Raw genomic sequence first — 19,041 nt, forward strand, 5'->3', positions numbered from 1 at the left:
TTGCACTAAAATCTACTCAGTACTTCCTGAATAAAATAGGTGACTATGAAAGAAAGTAAAGTGTGCAACTGTAATTACACATAGCATAAATATGTACAAGAACCTGACAAAGTATATATACTGCTAGTATGCAAGAAAAAAGAACTGATGGAAGGTATTTTTACAAAATTTAATGCTTATTACCTTAGCTTTTGCTATAATAATAGGGGTGTGCATCGCAATAGCTAATCCAAAAAAGATGAATAGAGTATATAAAACAATAAGCTAGGACATAAAAAAGCAAACAAGAGCCCAAAATAAAAAGGCTTGCTACAAGTTAATTATATTAAGACCATCTTTTTTACCTAATTTAAGATTCAGCTAAACATGCGTCAATCACCCAGGCGTCACCTAAAATATTTGATACTGAGATCAATTTTTTATTAGAAAATTTATATAGATTTTTCCATTTTTATGATATCATAAGGTTGTAATCATGAATAAGCATATATGAATAAATCAGCGTATGAGATCATAGAACATGAATATGATATAGTAGTAGTGGGTGCAGGTGGAGCAGGACTCAGAGCAACACTTGGAATGGCTGCTACTAATTTCTCAGTTGCTTGCATCTCTAAAATTTTTCCTACACGTAGTCATACGGTTGCGGCGCAAGGTGGAATTAGTGCAGCTCTAGGTAATATTGCTGAAGATGATTGGCGCTGGCATGCGTATGACACAATAAAAGGCTCAGACTGGCTTGGTGATCAAGACGCAATAGAATATATGTGTAAAAATGCTGCTAAAGCTGTTATTGAACTTGAAAATTTCGGTGTACCTTTTTCTCGTACAGAAAGCGGTAAAATATATCAGCGTCCATTCGGTGGAATGACAACTCACTTTGGCAAAGGAAAATCAGCTCAGCGCACCTGTGCAGCAGCAGACAAAACTGGGCACGCAATCCTTCACACTCTATATCAGCAGTGTCTTAAATTCAACGCTGAATTTTTTGTCGAATATTTTGTAATAGATTTAATCATGGATAATGAAACTGGGGCATGCTGTGGAGTTCTTGCTTGGTCACTATGCGACGGCACATTACATAAATTTCGTGCACATTCGGTGGTATTAGCAACAGGTGGATATGGACGTGCTTATTTCTCTACAACAAGCGCACACACTTGCACAGGTGATGGTAACGGCATGGTAGTAAGAGCTGGATTACCACTTGAAGATATGGAGTTTGTACAATTTCATCCAACAGGGACATATGGTTCAGGGTGCTTGATAACAGAAGGGTGCCGTGGTGAGGGAGGGTACCTTGTAAATTCTCAAGGTGAAAGGTTTATGGAACGTTATGCACCAAAAGCAAAGGATTTAGCTTCTCGCGACGTGGTAAGTCGTGCAATAACAATTGAAATTAGAGAAGGAAGAGGTGTAGGACCAAAAAAAGATCACATATATTTAACTATAGCACATCTCGACCCGGAAGTAATAAAACTAAGACTTCCAGGAATTAGCGAAACCGCAAGGACCTTTGCTGGAGTTGACGTTACTAAAGATCCGATACCTGTTATTCCAACTGTGCACTACAATATGGGTGGTATTCCAACTAATTATCATGGAGAAGTGATCACATTGAAGAAAGGCAAGGAAGAAGTAGTAGAAGGATTATTTGCAATCGGAGAAGCAGCGTGTGTCTCTGTGCATGGTGCAAATCGACTTGGTTCTAACTCGCTTCTTGATCTTATAGTTTTTGGTAGAGCTGCAGCACTCAGAGCAAAAGAGAAATTAAAGTCTAATATACCACATAAAAAATTACACTCAACTTGTATAGATTGGATAGTAGATAGATTCAATAAGATGCGGTTTGCTTCCGGAGGGCTCAGGGTATCTGAAATACGCAGCAAAATGCAGCATATTATGCAAAAATATGCATCAGTGTTCCGTGTTGCTGAGGTTTTAGAAGAAGGTAAAAAAGCTATAAAAGGAGTAGTAAAAATGATGCCTGATATCGCAATTGAAGACCGCAGCATGATATGGAACAGCAACTTAGTTGAAGCTTTAGAGCTTGCTAACATGCTTCCACAAGCAGTTATTACTATGGAGTGCGCAGCCAATCGCAAGGAAAGTAGAGGTGCTCATGCTCGTGAAGATTTTCCTGAACGCAACGACCAAAACTGGATGAAGCACACTATAGCATGGCTCGAAGAAAAGAAAGGGCAGATCAATATAAAAATTGATTACAAGAAAGTTGCTGAAGACACTCTGAGTGATGAAATTAATTTCATCGCGCCAGAAAAGAGGGTTTATTGATTTGCTTGTTGAAGCCTAACAACCCCTTAATAATTTGAAATATTGATATATCATATATTTCAGAACTAGGAAGGCTTTTACTATCTTTTGATCTATCTGATGATTTTTGTGTTTCTTCCTTCTCTAAATTTTTATGTTTACTTTCTACATTCTGTTGAGTAGTCCTTTTAGGAGCTCCTACTTGCCCTGCAGCTAGGTGATGATCATTTTTATTTTTAAGTATACCCTGTTCATCAGTGGCAAGTTCTTTCACAGATTTCTTAATATCACTAAACCTTAAAGTGAATATTAGGCAGAATACTACAGTAATAGCTATAGTAGGTAACGCCGCTAAGATTGTAATTTGCCCTTGAAAGTAAGAAAATACTACCATTGCAATAATAGTGGCTGCTATTGCAATTGCTAACAATACACTAGCTCTCCTGCCAGGATTAACGCACTTCCGTACAACTTTGAAAGCACGTCCTATTTTTTTCATAGTGCTCTTCAATCGATCTGCAGTAGCCCAGCTTTGAGAATTAAACCATTTAGAAATGGTATATACACTATATTTTGCTTCAAGCTTTTCTTTTAATTCTTTGGCTTTATCACGTGCTTTTTGTGGTATTGCTTTATCATTCTTTGCATTTCGTAGAGCAAGATAATACTTCTTAGTATGAAATTTCTCATCTTCTAACCATAAAGAATGAGGGTTAGCACCTTCTTTTAATAATATTGCACAAAATTTTGTTATATTGCCATCACCGTATTTTCTGAAAGCAATCTTTTTGTGTTGAGAAAGATGTTTAAATTTTCCTTTCATTGCCCTCCCCTTTAACGCCTCATGTACAAGCGTATCTTTGTCGTAGGTGACTGCCTTAGCCTCACTTAACTCACTTTTGCCTAATATTAGATCCAAACATACAACTTTTTGCCTGCCTTTAAATGACACAATATAGTGCAAAGCACCATTCCCTTCTTTATCCTGAACAGTAATATCAGCACCATTCTGTAAGAATAGTTCTAGTATTTTATACCTATTAGTTTTTTCAAATTTCTTATCTGTAAGCAACTGACTTTCACCTTTTTTTCTTATATACTGAAGCAATTGATGAAGAGGTGTTTGTCCTTCCTTATTAGCAGTATTTACAGCATTACTAAATCCATCTTTATCTGAAATTAACTTCAAACATACAACCTTTTGTTTACCTTTGAATGACACAATATAGTGCACAGCATTATTGCCTTTACCATCTTTTTTGCTAACATCAGCACCATTTTGTAAGAATAGTGCTAAAATGTGATATCTACTAGTAGCGTTAAATTCTTTTTTAACTATATTTTGTATTTTATTTCCCAATGAAGATTTTTTACTCTTTTCTTGTATACACTGAAGCACTTGATGAAGTGGCGTTTGTTTTGCTGTATTTTCAGCATCTACAGCTTTTTTAAACTGCGCTTTAATTTGCTCTTTTCCTTTCTCCTCGCTTACATTTAATACTATATTTAAAAATTCAAGCTTTTGTTCTCCCTTTGATTCTGCAACTATTAGATGCAAAGCATTGTTGTCACTTACACCCTTAATACTAATATCCGCCCCTTTTTGTAATAACTCTTTAAAAAATTTCCCATTTTTATTTTTAATCGCTGAATGTAATAAATAATTATCATTACCATTTGGAGTATTTATGATATGCGCTACAATTTCTTTAATTCTTGTTTTTATCTCTAGTTCTAACTTAGGCTTCTTTACTGACTCCGCTAGTTTTTCTAAGAAACTAAAATAATATATCTTTTGCTTTTCACTTAAACTTCGTAGCGCTTCTTGAGGTAATTTTAACTGGTCCAGTTTAATCTCATGCTCTAACAATGTAACAAAAAACTTAAGTGTGTTATCATTATTCCGGACTGCGTGAGACCCATGTTTCCCTTTTATTATCTTGTCAATGAGTGCCACCTGAAGAGGAGTTCTTTCACCATGATTTTCACTATCAACAAGTCGTGCTAGATCTTCCTTAGAAATTACTTCCATTATAACGTTTAAAGATCTGCGCTTTTGTTCTTTCTTCAGCAGCGCAATAAGGTGTAAAATATTATTTCCACTTGCATCTTTTAGGCCAATATCCGCCCCTTTTTGCAGTAGTTTTTTAAAAAATTTTTCATCACAATCGTTAATTGTCGAATGTAATAAATGATTACCATCAGCATCTGGGATATCTATAATACACGCTGTAATATCTTCAATTCTGTCTACTATATTGATTTTGTGCTCTAATGTAGACTGCCCTATCAATTCTGCCAATTTTTCTAAGAGTTTAAAATGATATTTCCTTTGCTCTTTATCTAAGTTTTGTAATTCCTCTTTAGATAACTGCAAATCATTCACGTTAGCTCCTAACTTAAACAAACTTATAGCAGACTCTATTGTATAATCACTATATTGCGTAAATAGACCTTTTAGAAATTTTCTAATTTTTCCAGGTATATCTTTAGAGCTATGCTCTCTCTTAGTTATCTTGCTAAATAGCAATTTTTGTAATGGTGTTCGCCCTTCTTTAGGATTTACAGCCTTACCGAGTTTATCTTGAGATATCTTTTCTTTTTTTACTAAACCTAATATTAGATTTAAGCATGCAACTCTTTGCTTTCCTTGCGGTAAAGCAACAACATAGTCTAAAGTATTGTTATCGTTACTGTCTTTTATGCTAATGTCTGCACCTTTTTGCACAAGTTTCTTAATTTTTTTCTTATTGCCTAGTTTTGCTGCTTCCAGTAAATGATTATCAATGTCCTTATTTGCAAATACACCAAAAGGTCTTTCCACATTTTTAGGCTCTTTATCATTGATTTGATGTTCACAACCAATATCACTTCTACTATCTTCACTATTCCTATGGTCATTTTGATTATGGGTAATACTACTAAAACAATATTTGCTATTATAAGTAATCTCAGAAATTACCCGTCTTATTTTCTCTCTTTTTATATGATTTAATTCCCTTGATATTTTTCTATTCAAGATTGGAAGAAAATACTGAATATAATACCTATAATACTTTTCTTGCTTCCTAAGTGATTCTTCCAACGTCATTAATACTTCAGAGCTAGTACCTTCCTTAAATAACCTTGTACACTTTTTAATGATTACATCCAGATCTCTTAATTTTTTATACTTCTGCTCTTCTTTTTTTACCTTTCTTTCTATAGCGCCATATAATTGCTCATCCCTTCTATCCTGCTCTCGCTTTTCATTTTTATCTATGCATTCACCTAATTTATCTGCACTAGTAGTTAGTACAGTTATATTTATACCCATATTAAAACCCCACTATTAAAGCTATGTATCCTCTCAGTCATTAGTGCTGGAGCCTCTTTTGCTTAAACCAATAACTTATTGAATTAGACTTTTAAATTGAACTAGGTGTCGTATACGTAGTCGAAATATAGATAAAAAGGTAGAAAACTAGTTTTTATTAGAAAACTTGCCACTATAGTTAAACCCCACTTTAACATTTATTCACTATTTTAACTATTTAATCTTAAAAAATAATAAATATAGCTAAAATAGATAAGATATCTCTGCAAAACATGACATTGCCATTAGCTCGATGTCATACTGCTGCAGTATCTCACGTGCTAATAGGCATAGATAACAAAATCGCCAGATTACCTTAGCTATAGCCTACATCTTAATTTAGTTGCGCTTTATTAAAAAAAACTTTAGATTTATTTCATAATCAACACTTATAACTTAATGACTCAAACTTGGAATTTATTGCAAGCAGGGCAGAAGGAGAATTACAAGGTAGCATATATAAATGCTCGTATTATTGACCCAGAAAGCAAACTTGATATAAATGGTTCACTGCTAACTGAAGGAAATAAAATCATTGATTTTGGCGAATCATTATTTTCAAACGAAATGCTAAGTGAAGTTGATGAGACAATAAACTGTAAAGGACTTATTTTAATGCCAGGACTTATTGACATTCACGTACATTTCCGTGAGCCAGGACAGGAACATAAAGAAACTATATATACAGGTAGCAAATCTGCAGCAGCAGGAGGTATTACAACTGTAGTTTGTCAACCAAATACTACTCCAGCAATAGATAGTGTTATTCTAGCTAAGTATTTAAAATACAGAGCATTTGAAACTTCGCATGTGAACATTGAATTTTATGCTAAAATTACTAATTCAGAGAAAAAGTTAACTGAAATGGCACTTTTAAAAGAAGCAGGTGCAGTTGGATTTACTGATGATGGCATGCCAATCATGAACTCAATGACTATGAGGCAGGCATTGCTTTATTCAAGTATGCTGAACGTCCCTATTGCCCAACATGCCGAAGACCTGAATTTATCAGCAGGCGGTGCAATCAACGAAGGTAAGATTTCTGAAGCATTAGGAGTAAAGGGAATCTTAAGTGCATCAGAGTCAGTTATAGTAAACCGTGATATACTGCTTATGAAAGACATAAAGAATGTGCACTATCACATTTTACATATCTCTTCAAAAGACTCACTTAACGCTGTCAAACGTGCAAAAGATTTAGGGCTAAACGTCACATGTGAAGTAACTCCTCATCACTTCACTTTAACCGAAGATATAGTAAAACAACACGGAGCAATTGCAAAAATGAATCCTCCGCTTCGTACTGAAGAAGATCGTTTGGCTATGGTTGAAGGTTTAAAAACAAGTGTGGTTGATTGCATTGCAACTGACCATGCGCCACATGATCGTAGTTCTAAAAATCTACCACTCGAGAGTGCTGCATTTGGTATTGTAGGCCTTGAAACAATGCTACCCCTTTCACTTGAACTTTACCATAGTGGACAGATGAGCCTATTTGATGTACTTGCAAAATTGACGTACAAGCCTGCGGATATAATACACGTACCACGTGGTCGTATACAGAAGAATTTTGTTGCAGACCTAATTTTAGTTGATTTAAATCATGAGTGGGAAATTAAAATTGACAGCTTTGCTAGCAAGTCAAAAAATTCTCCTTTTGACGGACGCAAAGTAAAAGGGCGCGTAGTACGCACTATTGTGTCAGGCAAAACTGTGTATTCACAAAAATGATTTTCGTAAAATGACTTTTTCTTATCTGGAATTCTTGATAACTTAGCTTCCAATTTTTCTATTATTGGAGAGCTTTCTTTGATATTTTTCGGTAAATTTTTAGTTATTCGATATTCTGCTAACCCCACATTAATTTAGTTATATCCTAAAGTATATATTCACACCAATTCTTATTGTTTGTGGGCAAATAAGTAACATTGAAGAGTTGCTTCATTGCTGAGTGAGAAACAGGATAATAAATTTGCACAAAGAGATCTCAAGTAAGACAATTGTATTATAGACTTTAGTTATGCAAAATGTTCTGTTTTACACACAACAAAAGCCTTTCAATAAGATTAAGCATTTGTTCAAGAAATATATTCATATAACCAGTGTTGAAAAATTTCAGTACAAATAAGCTAGAACTCTCTCTCCATTTCTAGGATTAATTGCACTGCAGAAACAAAAACTTTTGTCTACCTAATTTTATTCCAACCTGTGCTCTAACGCCCTTTTAAACCACCCATGTCCAACTTTTGAATATGTGACAAACCTCAATTCATATCCAAGATATTCATCAACAGTCTTATTAAGTTTTTTTTAACTCTTCCTGTCTACCTTTATCTTGTTCATTCTGAATTAGTCTTAGTGTAATATGTGAAAACTTTATTTTTACATATTATGGTGCACTATAGACTTGCTGACATTTAAGCAAAAATTTTCCCTAAATTCTTCTCCTCATTTCTTTAATAGTGATATTAGTTTTTCGTATCCATATTTCAACTTATTTAGAGTTACTCTAATTCAATTAGTTATTCTACGACGTTGAAGAGAAGCAAATAATTTTTCTTCTTTCCTAAATTTTAGGTGCCTTATCTATACAGTTAGTACCATTTTTAAAATGAAACATATTTTTGCTAAGACTGTTATATAGTACTTTTTCGCTGCAATTATAGCACTTAGTTTTCTCGCAACATATGTGTTATTTCGCATTTCCTTTAGCACTTCTTTTACTGATTCTATGACTCTTTTATCTAATAATTTTGATTTCAACGCCATTTAAACTTCGCTATTTTACTCACTTCAGTATGTTTTCCTCTCTTCCATTATTATCTATCTGTTCTCATATAGTGAAAATTAGCAGCATTACCTTACGTTTCAAATTTTTATAAAATCAGCTAAAGTGTTACAATTATCAACTTAATTTTTAGCTGAAATGCATCTAGGTAGGACCTTCTGTAATTTGCTACTCTTCCTTTTTTCGCATCTTAGCTAATTGCAAAGCTTGACCTTCAAGAGATCAACTTTTTGGTAAATACATGATTTACCACATATTGCAATTTTTCTCCATATTAACAGGTAGAGGCAATTTAGCTAGACAGTCACTCTGATGCCAAACTTGATTACAACATTCCTTTCACTGTTCGTCTTATTCTTTTTCACTTTATTCAGCTCTCTAAAACTCGGTATTGATAAATTTTTGAATCTAAACCAAGCTTCTCCTTATATTTCCTATCTTCAAAGTCTTATTTCCCTAGCTTTTTGGCTTTAGATTTTTATTCTCTCTTTTCAACCTTTCTATTTTAGTTTTAACTTCGCTATTTTCTACCCTAGATTTTTGCAGAGCTTTAAAGGATTAAAATCGCACTATCTCATTTTTACCTTACCATTAAAACTCTTATATACTACCTTATCTCTCTTATCTTACTATATTGCTGAACTACACATACATTAAGATGTTTTTTATTCTTTTTGCTTTTTACACTCTTAAAAACCTTAATCAAGAAGAACAGGCTTTTTACTCTACTATCTACTAAAAATAATCCACTTTCACTTTGATTTAGCAGAGAAGATAAAAGCAGTACGGCTGTAGAAGATGAGTAACGGAAGCGAGTTGGTATCAGAAGCACCTAAAAAGTTAACGTTCTGGTCCATGTGCCCTGACTCACTATCTAAAGTTATTAATGTTGCTTGTACGCTGAAGTTATTACCTAAAGTTATTATTTCCTCCTGTACAACTACACCACTACATAAAGTTACTGTTTTCGTCGTTTGCGTACTAACATTATTACCAAAAGTTATCGTATTATCATCCATGGCATGAAGTTGATTTAAAAAGATATACTGCTGAACTCAATGCAACTATTATAGGAATAGAAACAATTACTGTAAAAAGTACTGGTACTACAGCAGTACTCGAAATCGCCAGAATCATAGAATAAACAAACACAACAGCTATAAATCTATATGCCTATAGTGAAAAAGTAGCAATTGAATTGCTATATTTAATATAGATAAAATTGACGAAGATACTTCAGAAGTACTCACTTTTTTACCCCACATATTAATACAATATTGACAATAATCATGTTAATCAAAATTGTAGAATAAATTTTCTTAATTTTGTTATATGAATAGATTAACATTAGTAATAATCTTATTAAGAAAGAATAATATAAATGATATTGCAGTGGAAACCTGTAATAATATTACTCGATAATGTTTTACTAATTTCAATAAATTGTCTTTTGAATTCTAGATGGATATACACTTTGTTAACATGTTTAGCTCAAAATCCAAAGGTAAGTTCATGCTTTCCATTGGAGAAGAAGGTACAATATTGCTGTATTTTAAAAAAAATACCTTAAATAAAAGGTATTTTGTTAAGGACAAAAATGACAAAGCAGTGTCCGACTTAAATTCATGTCTTTCATCTGATAAAAAAGCACCTTTATACTTGGTATTAAACCATGCAGATCAAAATTACTCGCTACAATTCATTCCAAGAGTAAATAGAATTAGTGCCTATCTGTCAGCAAAAACGAAGATGGAACATTTCATTCGCAATGATGATATAAGCTCAGCTCTTCTGATTGAAAGACCAAACAAACTCAACCCAAATTGGTGTTACCTTCTTGTTTCATCAAAAGCAAAGCATTTAGTAGAATATTGGCTGAGTGTATTTATTGAAATAGGCTCTAATTTTAAGGGAATATTAATGTTTCCTATAGAAATAAATAATATAGTAAAAAAGATTTTTTATAAGGATCTTAATAATTGGAAAATTATAGTGGCCGCAACCAAAACCGGAGGCTATAGACAAGTAATTTTTAAAGAAAATAAAATGGTATTTACGCGCCTAGTTCCATTTATCAATGATAATTTACCAGGAATTATTGCTGGTGGAATATATCAAGAAGTGCAAAATACCATTCGATATTTAACTAAATTTGGTTTAAAAAAAAACGACCCAATTGATCTTTGTATGGTAGTACAAGAAGATATTAAAGCTAGTTTATCAGTTATAAATTTTTTAGAGAATAGTGTAAATATATTAACTCCATATGAATTGGGTAAGTTATTGAGGTCAGAATTAGCTATCAGCGAAAAAGATAGTTTTTGTGATACTATAATCCTATTTCACAGTTCTAAGAATAAGCCAACAGCTGTTTTTTACACAAAAGAAACTAAAGAATTTTACTTATTAAATTACTTCTATCTGAACTCTCCTCGAATTTTCCTATATTTTGCTTTAATTCTAATTACAATCAACATTCTTTGTCTGCTAAATTTGCATTCAAATTTTAATGTTGCTAATAAGCTATTAGCAAAAAAGGAAGCTTTAGACAAGCAATTAGCAAAGCTAAGTCAAAGCTACAACATAAAAAAAATAGATGAACTTTACGATTTTATTAATATCAATAATATTCTATCGAAGATGGAATATTCTCCCCTTACACAGGTTAAATATGTAGAAAAGTTAAAAGTATCAGATGTAAAGCTTCAATCGTTTGAGTGGAATTATAATGAAGCAAAAAATTACATTACCACGACTTTAAGGTTTAATTTGGAGCCTGGTAAAGATGTTTCTTACCAATATAAGGAATTACAAAAAAAATTAAACAATAATTTTCGCACCTATGATATTAGCATTTCTAGCTTGCCCACTACTAAAGAGCAAAATATACCTATTAACATTAAAATAGGAGAGGCTATGTAAGCTAATGAACGTTTTTCAGTTAAAAAGAAGAGCTGCAATTCAATTTATATCGTATCTGTTATTATCTATTGGATTAATAGGATTACTAATATACGCTAGTATTTATAATAGAAAAGCCTATAATAAAAACCAGAGTACCATTGATGAAATACGTTCTATTAATTTGCAAATCACTGATATTCAAAAAAAGGAAGTTGCTTTAGATAAAAACCTAGATTTATGGCAAAAAATTTCCTCTTCAAATTTACACAGCAGCAGATACATTACGAATTTAAATTTTGAGCTTAGCAAGTTATATAAAAAGTATTGCATATTAAAACCTGAAATATCAATCTCTATACCTGAGGAAATTGAAATATATAACAAAAGTAAACACACAAAAGTAATCAAGAGTGAAGTAAACCTAAATTTAAGTTCAATCAGCGATAAGCACATTTTTTTATTTTTACAATCTTTTCCAAGCCTGCCTGGTTATGTTATGATCAAATCTCTTGTTTTGAATAAAGAGAGAAATATTGATGCTGCAACTATGAATCAGATTTTAAATGGCAATATGATAGAAATAGTAAAAGCTAACATGATCTTCGACTGGTATACTATACTAAGTAGATGAAATAATGAAAATAAAGCTATTTTTTACTTTTACCTTACTTTTCTTCAATGCTAGCACATACTGTAATTGTAAAGATATTATAGAAAATATAGAAACTTGCAAAGAATATACTTGTCAACAATACATTGATAATGAAGACTTTATCGAGCATAAAATATTAGGCTTAAACAGCAAAGATTTATGTATATATATAGAAAAACAGGATAATGATGAGATGGTTTGTCATCATTCTAAGTATGGAATGATGATAGAGAAAAAATATTTTGAAAGCTTTTTCAAAGTTAGCAATCAAGAAATCAATGATTTTATCGATATAGCAAAACAGCGTGCAAAGGAATGTTTTTTTATAAGCAATCAAAAGGCAAGCTACACAAATCGTGACGATATAATAAAGGAAGCAGTAGAGAGTGAATTTGATACCTTATTACGATATAATGATATAAAAAGCATTTTTTTTGATAAGGAATCAGTCAATAAAATAGTTAGTGAAATGGAAAAATTTTACCTACGATCCTCAAGAGCTGTAAAAGAGGAGATATTAAGTAATTTTAACAGTAAGGTAGTAAACTTAGACTCAATTTTATATTTCTCCCCTGACACATGGAAAATATGGGTAAATAGAAAACTGTTTACAAATACTAAAGATTTAAAAGTCCACTCAGTAACCGAAAATTATGTAACTTTTGTATGGATTATAAACCAAAAAATGACAAAAAAACAACCTAATAATTCTAAAAATATATACCTTGGACATGGGAATGTTATGTTTACACTTTATCCGAAACAAAAATTTGACTTAGATAACTTATCTATTAAATAATTTAATAGCTTTGCGCTTGTAGCTCAGCTGGATAGAGCGTTGCCCTCCGGAGGTAAAGGTCGTGGGTTCGAATCCCCTCAAGCGCACTATAACTTAATCAAGAAAAAAATCTATCTTCATAAAACGCGCTTAAGACTTTCATGAAGAATGAAGTAATACATCATATTTTGGAGCTACACCTTAACTAACTTACTACCTGAAAGATCTTTTTCTTGATCTATAACTACTTCAGCATGCCCCTCTTCGCTTCTCTTTCTCTATTCGTTTTTTCAACAAAGATTATTCATTAGCTAAATCCTTTGTCATAAATTCTGTTCATACTTAGATTAAGTACAGTAAAATATGTAAGCTTAGCTAATTCTTTTGCACCTTTAATCATCAGTTCTTGCATATTTAAAACTAAGTTTCACAATGTGTTTGTTGCTTTTAAAAACTTACTGGCTTGCTTATATTGATCGTAGTATCTAATACTTTTAAGTATTAGCTCCCACATACTAGTTAAAGTTTACTTACCTCCCCACGATATATTTACATTAATATCTTAACTAGCACTTCAGTAGTAACTGCCAACCACTTTATGTAACGTTCAAAAGCATATAAGGGTTACACGCAAAAGATAAGACTTAGTTTCACATACCCTTTTCTCTAAGCAGCTTTTCCCATAGCAGCGGCATCTCGTTCTTCCTAAAATCTACCACTTAAGATGACCTGATTGGATCTTATCTGAAACATCTTCTTTTACTTTTTGCACAAAATGATTCAAACGTAAGATGTGTAATGCATTTTTTATTAAATTTGACAATATCATTTTCACAAGATAATATAAAGAGTTTATTCAAAGCACAATTATGTCTAACGGTACTGTAAATAAAGTCATATTAGTTGGTAATTTAGGGAGGGATCCTGAAATTAGAACTATGCAAAATGGAAAAGAAATGGCAAATTTTTCAATAGCTACATCTGAAGGTTGGACTGACAAACTCTCTGGTATGCGCTCTGAAAAAACAGAATGGCACAATATCGTAATTTTTAGTGAAGGATTAGTAAAAGTCGTAAAAGATTTTGCACGCAAAGGCAGTAAAGTTTATATTGAAGGCTCTTTGAAAACTAGAAAATGGACTGACCAAAATGGTAGTGAAAGATATATAACAGAAGTAGTACTACAGAATTTTAATGGTACTCTTACACTTTTAGACTCACGAAATAATGCACCAAGCTTTGACTACAAATCAAATGAATACAAGCAAGACGAAACAGAGCAAAAAAATCAGTATGAAAATTTTGACAATGAGGAAAAAGAAGAGTTAATCGACGATGAAATACCATTTTAATAACTGCAATTGAAACCATTGTCTACATTTTTATGGACTGCTTGCGTCACTCCCTTTAATTACAACGGAGATAGTATAGACTATTGCAGTTTACAGCACTTGCTAGAAATGCAAGCTAAAGCTAAAAATGGTGTAGTTCTGCTAGGTAGTACAGGTGAAGGTCTATCACTCATTGATTCTGAAAAACGCACATTAGTTGAATTTGCATGTAAGCTAAAATTAAACATGAAAATTATAATTGGTGTACCTGGAATAAATTTACATCAAACTCTTGAATGGCTTAACTTTTGTAAAGATATACCCATTTATGGCTACCTAATGACAACTCCTATTTACACAAAGCCTGGTATTATGGGGCAAACTTTATGGTTTGAAAAGCTGCTTGAAAAAGCTCACGTGCCAGTTATGTTTTATAACATTCCATCAAGAGCAGGAGTAAGCCTTCATACTGAAACTGTATATAACTTATCTAGCCACGAAAAATTTTGGGCTATTAAAGATTCAAGCAGAACCGTTGATACTTTAATTAAGTATAAGAAAGTAGCACCAAATATCAAGGTTTTTTGTGGAGATGATGACATGGTACACGACATGGCTACCCATGGTACAGCTGGCCTAGTTTCCGTTGCTTCTAATGTCTGGCCACACGTAGCGCATGAATATGTTAAGCAATGCCTTAATGGCAAGAGTATTCACACAGAAATCTGGCAACAAGCTTGTAAAGCTTTATTTATTGCTAGTAACCCAATCCCTACCAAAGCACTGCTACATGATATTGGACTTATAAAACATAGAACTGTCCGCTTACCACTTAGTGCACAAGACTTACCTTCTATTGATGAGATAAAAAAAGCAACTGAAATAATTCTAAATTTAGAAAAAGCTAACCATTTTTATTGTCCCACAGCTTGACCATAAGATCCAGTCTAGATTACAGCGTCACAAGAGAGAAGTAATAAATTTGCACAAAACGCTATCAAGCAAAGCAATAATATTATAAGCTTTATTATGTAAAATGTTCTATTTTATATAGAATCAAAATTTCTCAATATGATTGAGCTCTGGTAAGCATGGTACGAGGTATATAATCTCAATATTTTTAGATGCCTTTAAATTTTTTCTTTATGCTGATATCATAATCTATGATAAGAAAAGTGTCTCGTATTCTTAAATATTACAACACTTGTTGAGGAAATACATTCATAGAATCAGTGTTGACATTTGGTATAAATACACTAGAACTCTCTATTTCCAGGATTAATTGCACTGTAGAGATAAAAATTTTTATCTACTTAATTTTACTTTAACCTATGTTTCAATACCCTTTTTAAATCACTCACATCCAACTTTTGAACGTGCACCAAATCACGATTCATCAAAGATAAATAATTCTTATTCAGGATACTTACTAATAATCTCATTAAATTTTTTTTGAAACTCTGCCCTATCTACTTTTATCTTGTTCATTATGAATTGCTTTTGGCATAATACACGAAAATTATTTTTTGCATATTACGGTGTACTGTAGACTTGCTGACATTTAAGCCAAATTTTTCTTATATCCTTATTTTCAACAATAATATCAAGATTTCTTTGTATCCATACTTACAACTTATTCAAATTAATTCTGATTTTGCTACTGCTATTATACTGTGCTTTTTTTGCTTCAATTACAGCATTTAATTTTCTTTGCAAACAGAACGTTATTTTGCACTTCTTTTGTTGATTCTACGACTTTTTCACCAATAATTTTGATTTCAATACCATTAAACCTTGCTATTTTACTTACTTCAGTATTGGTCCTTTCGCATCACTTGTCTATATGTTCCTTTTATAGTGGGAATTAGTACAACATGAAAACAAAAAGAGCTAAACCATTTTACAACCTCTTATTCATCATCTCTCACATCACCTAACTAAATAGATATGAATGCATTAGTAAATAAGCGGATTTATCAAGGTAAAGGAAAGTAACAAATACTGCTTTTGTTAACTACTTGTCAAAGAACACTTATCTTTATAGTACTTAATGATGAAGCAGCTCTAATTTACTCAAAATCTCATCTTTTGGTCCCATAGAGTAAATAATACCGTCTGACATGAGTATTACTTTATCAACCACGGACAATAACGTTAGTTTGTGAGTTACGATAATGGTAGTTGTATTTTGCTTCCTTGCAACATTAATTGCATTAATTAAGCATGCCTCTCCACTACTATCTAAGTTAGCATTTGGCTCATCAAGCACCAAAAGTTTTGTATTCCCATAAAAAGCTCTTGCAAGACCTAGTAGCTGTTTCTGCCCACCAGAAAGTGTTACTCCAAAACTCCCTATTGTTGTATCATACCCATTTGGTAGACTTAGTATTAGTTCATGTATTCCTGTGACTTTTGCTGCTTTGATTATTTCTTCAGGATTTGGATCTGGTCTCATGCGAGCAATATTAGCTTTAACACTAGTATTAAATAACTCAATATCTTGAGGTAAGTAGCCAACATAATTACCGAAATTTTCTCGATTCCAAGTGTATACATCAGCACCGTCCAGCCTTACTACACCAGATATAGGTTTCCACACACCAACAGTTAGCTTTGCTATAGTCGACTTACCAGAAGCACTTGCACCAATAACACCAACTACATCGCCTGGTTCTATTACAAATGATATACCCTTTATTGTTGGTTTGTTGCTTCCATAAGGCGTAAAAAATACTCTATCAAATTCCAATTTTCCTGCAGGTTCTGGCAGAGCCATGGTTTGCTCTCTCTTTGGTGACATTAATATAAGTCTTTGTAGCCTTCCATATGACATCCTTGCCTGATTTAAGAACTTCCAAGTATGAATTGCTGCATCAAATGGAGCTAATACTCTACCCATTAAAATTGAAGCAGCAATAATACTACCAGCAGTCTTATGAGCTATAATCGCAAGTAATGCACCTGTTCCAATTACCGATATTTGCAGAGTTGAGCGTAAAAATTTAGTGATACCAGTAATCACATTAGAACGATTCTGTGCTTTGATTTGCATCGCTCGGTTTAGGTCATTTCGTTTACACCAATCAGAGACTATGGATTCTGACATACCCATAGCTTCAACTACTTCTGCATTTCTTGTTGCAACGTCTATAGCATTGATGTTACGTATAGTTTCTTCGTTGGTTTCTTGTAATATACGTTTAGTAGCAAGCTCATTCCATACTGCCATAGAGACTAATATAATAATTCCAGTAATAGCTATGAATCCTGTGAAAGGATGTATCATAAAGATTACAATAAGGTAAATTAAAGACCATGGAGTGTCAAATAGCGAAAATATTCCATTTCCTGTAATAAAATTTTTTATCACTCCAAGATCTCGTATTGCTTCACCACTAGAAGTTGAGCTCTGCACTGATGTTAGCCTGATTGACCTTACTATTAGATCTGGTGTTACAGTTTTATCAATCCAATCACCAACTTTTGCCATAGTTAAATATCTGCAAGTTTCAAGCATTGCAGAACACGCAAATGCGGATAAAGTGATAATTGTCAGCATAGTTAGCGTTGATACACTTTCGCTTAATATCACTCGGTCAAGTACTTGAGAGGTATAAAGTGGCAGAAATAACATTAACAAATTTATTCCTGAACTAAACCAAAAAATAAACCAAAATGTACTTTTGCATTTTTCTAAGCAGACATACAGTGCGCTTTGCTTCAATTCTTTTTTTATTGATGGAGTAATTTCCACAATTTCTCTCTCAATTTTACTCATACACCGTATACAATTTTTATTATAAAAATATTAATAACGGTAGTTAGCTTACTTTAAGTTAATATAATAAAATATTAACATATGCAAATAAAAAATATAAACAATAATAAAAAGAAATAAAATTAATATTTTCTTTGTTACCTAACACAAAGTTGAAAATTTTTAACAACTTCCCAATTCCCATCTTGGTCTCGGTGCAAAATTGAGGGAATTCATGTAATTCTTCTGTAACATTTCAATTCCCGCCCACCCAACCATTACTGCATTATCTGTACATAAGTTACTTGGCGGGAAAAATATATTTAAGTTTATGTGTTCTTTCAACTTTCTTCTCAGAAAATTATTTGCTGCAACCCCACCAGTAATCACAAAGTTATTGATCTTAATATTTAAAGATTCAGCCATAATAACTGCATTTTTAACTCTATCTAATAATATTTCACTAATACACTCTTGAAATGAAGCACATATATCACACACGTCTTGTTCACTCATTTTAAGTTCCCGCACTAGATTTTTTACTACAGTCTTGATTCCAGAAAATGAAAAATTGCATCCAGGACGTTTTTTCATCGCCCTTGGGAACTTAAATCTTGTACCATTGCCTCTTTTAGCTAGCTTCTCAATTAACGGACCTCCTGGATAGCTTAACCCCAACATTCTAGCAACCTTATCAAAGGCTTCACCTAATGAGTCATCAAGCGTTTCTCCAAGTTTAATATATTTACCTATATTCTGCGCAATTAAAAATTGGCAGTGACCACCTGATATTAACAGGACTAAAAATGGAAATTTGACCTCATATAGCAACCTAATAACCAATGCATGCGCCTCTAGATGATTAACGGCAATGAATGGTTTTTGTGTCACGTGTGCAATTGCTTTGGTCATCATTGTGCCAACTATTAATCCACCTATAAGCCCTGGTCCTGATGTTGCTGCAGTCGCATCCAGATCACAAAATTTGAGGTTAGATTTTTCCATAGCATTTCTTATCAGATTACCTAGATGCTCCATATGAACACGTGACGCTATCTCAGGAATCACACCACCGTGTTTTTTGTGCTCTGTTTGAGAAAGAATTTCGTGAGCAAGGACTTGCTTATTACTATTTACAACTGCTACTGCAGTTTCATCACAGCTTGTTTCAACGGCCAAAATAGTTTTCATTTATATCTAGT

Annotated in this window: 11 protein-coding genes, 1 tRNA gene and 1 pseudogene; 8 read left to right on the forward strand and 5 right to left on the reverse strand. The window is 32.8% G+C overall.

Annotated features, from left to right (window positions below; genetic code table 11):
• The first annotated feature begins 489 nt into the window (after positions 1–489).
• Positions 490–2,295, forward strand: a complete 1,806-nt coding sequence (gene sdhA, locus GOY07_RS03360) for a succinate dehydrogenase flavoprotein subunit (RefSeq protein WP_175838215.1) — start codon at positions 490–492, stop codon at positions 2,293–2,295.
• On the opposite strand, the gene GOY07_RS03365 is transcribed toward sdhA, so the two are convergent.
• The gene (locus tag GOY07_RS03365) at positions 2,267–5,590 is read right to left on the reverse strand and encodes an ankyrin repeat domain-containing protein (protein ID WP_175838217.1); all 3,324 of its coding nucleotides are present in this window, start codon (positions 5,588–5,590) and stop codon (positions 2,267–2,269) included. The genes sdhA and GOY07_RS03365 overlap by 29 nt on opposite strands.
• Before the next feature lie 438 nt (positions 5,591–6,028).
• Between GOY07_RS03365 and GOY07_RS03370 the strand changes: the two genes are divergently transcribed.
• On the forward strand, positions 6,029–7,360 hold the full coding sequence (locus tag GOY07_RS03370; RefSeq protein ID WP_175838219.1) for a dihydroorotase: 1,332 nt from the start codon (positions 6,029–6,031) through the stop codon (positions 7,358–7,360).
• Between the two features lie 145 nt (positions 7,361–7,505).
• Here GOY07_RS03370 and GOY07_RS04710 read toward each other — a convergent pair.
• Both GOY07_RS04710 and GOY07_RS03380 read right to left on the reverse strand, forming a co-directional pair.
• Positions 7,506–8,398: pseudogene (locus tag GOY07_RS04710) on the reverse strand (IS630-like element ISWpi10 family transposase).
• A gap of 771 nt (positions 8,399–9,169) precedes the next feature.
• Complete coding sequence (locus tag GOY07_RS03380) at positions 9,170–9,436, reverse strand: hypothetical protein (RefSeq protein ID WP_175838223.1); 267 nt, start codon at positions 9,434–9,436, stop codon at positions 9,170–9,172.
• A 463-nt stretch (positions 9,437–9,899) separates the two neighbouring features.
• Here GOY07_RS03380 and GOY07_RS03385 point away from each other — a divergent pair, with 463 nt between their 5' ends.
• From GOY07_RS03385 to dapA, 6 genes are all read left to right on the forward strand, one after another.
• Positions 9,900–11,339: a hypothetical protein gene (locus GOY07_RS03385; RefSeq protein WP_175838225.1), complete on the forward strand. Its 1,440-nt coding sequence runs from the start codon at positions 9,900–9,902 to the stop codon at positions 11,337–11,339.
• A 4-nt stretch (positions 11,340–11,343) separates the two neighbouring features.
• A complete protein-coding gene (locus GOY07_RS03390) occupies positions 11,344–11,952 on the forward strand; it encodes a hypothetical protein (RefSeq protein WP_175838227.1) in 609 nt (202 codons plus the stop codon).
• A 4-nt stretch (positions 11,953–11,956) separates the two neighbouring features.
• Positions 11,957–12,772 carry a hypothetical protein gene (locus GOY07_RS03395; RefSeq protein WP_175838228.1) on the forward strand — a complete coding sequence of 272 codons (816 nt, stop codon included), beginning with the start codon at positions 11,957–11,959 and terminating at the stop codon, positions 12,770–12,772.
• A gap of 12 nt (positions 12,773–12,784) precedes the next feature.
• A tRNA-Arg gene (locus GOY07_RS03400) sits at positions 12,785–12,858 on the forward strand.
• 762 nt (positions 12,859–13,620) lie between these two features.
• Positions 13,621–14,103: a single-stranded DNA-binding protein gene (ssb, locus tag GOY07_RS03405; protein ID WP_175838230.1), complete on the forward strand. Its 483-nt coding sequence runs from the start codon at positions 13,621–13,623 to the stop codon at positions 14,101–14,103.
• Between the two features lie 9 nt (positions 14,104–14,112).
• Positions 14,113–15,015: a 4-hydroxy-tetrahydrodipicolinate synthase gene (gene dapA, locus GOY07_RS03410; RefSeq protein WP_175838232.1), complete on the forward strand. Its 903-nt coding sequence runs from the start codon at positions 14,113–14,115 to the stop codon at positions 15,013–15,015.
• Positions 15,016–16,129: 1,114 nt separating this feature from the next.
• On the opposite strand, the gene GOY07_RS03415 is transcribed toward dapA, so the two are convergent.
• Positions 16,130–17,836: a type I secretion system permease/ATPase gene (locus GOY07_RS03415; protein ID WP_175838547.1), complete on the reverse strand. Its 1,707-nt coding sequence runs from the start codon at positions 17,834–17,836 to the stop codon at positions 16,130–16,132.
• A gap of 186 nt (positions 17,837–18,022) precedes the next feature.
• Entirely contained in the window at positions 18,023–19,030 is a 1,008-nt protein-coding gene (gene tsaD / locus GOY07_RS03420; protein ID WP_175838234.1) for a tRNA (adenosine(37)-N6)-threonylcarbamoyltransferase complex transferase subunit TsaD, read from the reverse strand.
• Positions 19,031–19,041: the final 11 nt, after the last annotated feature.

It is taken from the genome of Wolbachia endosymbiont of Litomosoides sigmodontis (assembly GCF_013365435.1).
GTDB lineage: Bacteria > Pseudomonadota > Alphaproteobacteria > Rickettsiales > Anaplasmataceae > Wolbachia.

What these genes read in the sequence shown, in the direction of transcription:
- GOY07_RS03380 (WP_175838223.1), bottom strand. Translation starts at nt 9,436, where the DNA reads ATGGATGATAATACGATAACTTTTGGTAATAATGTTAGTACGCAAACG.
- ssb (WP_175838230.1), top strand. Translation starts at nt 13,621, where the DNA reads ATGTCTAACGGTACTGTAAATAAAGTCATATTAGTTGGTAATTTAGGG.
- GOY07_RS03385 (WP_175838225.1), top strand. Translation starts at nt 9,900, where the DNA reads ATGTTTAGCTCAAAATCCAAAGGTAAGTTCATGCTTTCCATTGGAGAA.
- tsaD (WP_175838234.1), bottom strand. Translation starts at nt 19,030, where the DNA reads ATGAAAACTATTTTGGCCGTTGAAACAAGCTGTGATGAAACTGCAGTA.
- GOY07_RS03395 (WP_175838228.1), top strand. Translation starts at nt 11,957, where the DNA reads ATGAAAATAAAGCTATTTTTTACTTTTACCTTACTTTTCTTCAATGCT.
- GOY07_RS03365 (WP_175838217.1), bottom strand. Translation starts at nt 5,590, where the DNA reads ATGGGTATAAATATAACTGTACTAACTACTAGTGCAGATAAATTAGGT.
- GOY07_RS03370 (WP_175838219.1), top strand. Translation starts at nt 6,029, where the DNA reads ATGACTCAAACTTGGAATTTATTGCAAGCAGGGCAGAAGGAGAATTAC.
- GOY07_RS03390 (WP_175838227.1), top strand. Translation starts at nt 11,344, where the DNA reads ATGAACGTTTTTCAGTTAAAAAGAAGAGCTGCAATTCAATTTATATCG.
- sdhA (WP_175838215.1), top strand. Translation starts at nt 490, where the DNA reads ATGAATAAATCAGCGTATGAGATCATAGAACATGAATATGATATAGTA.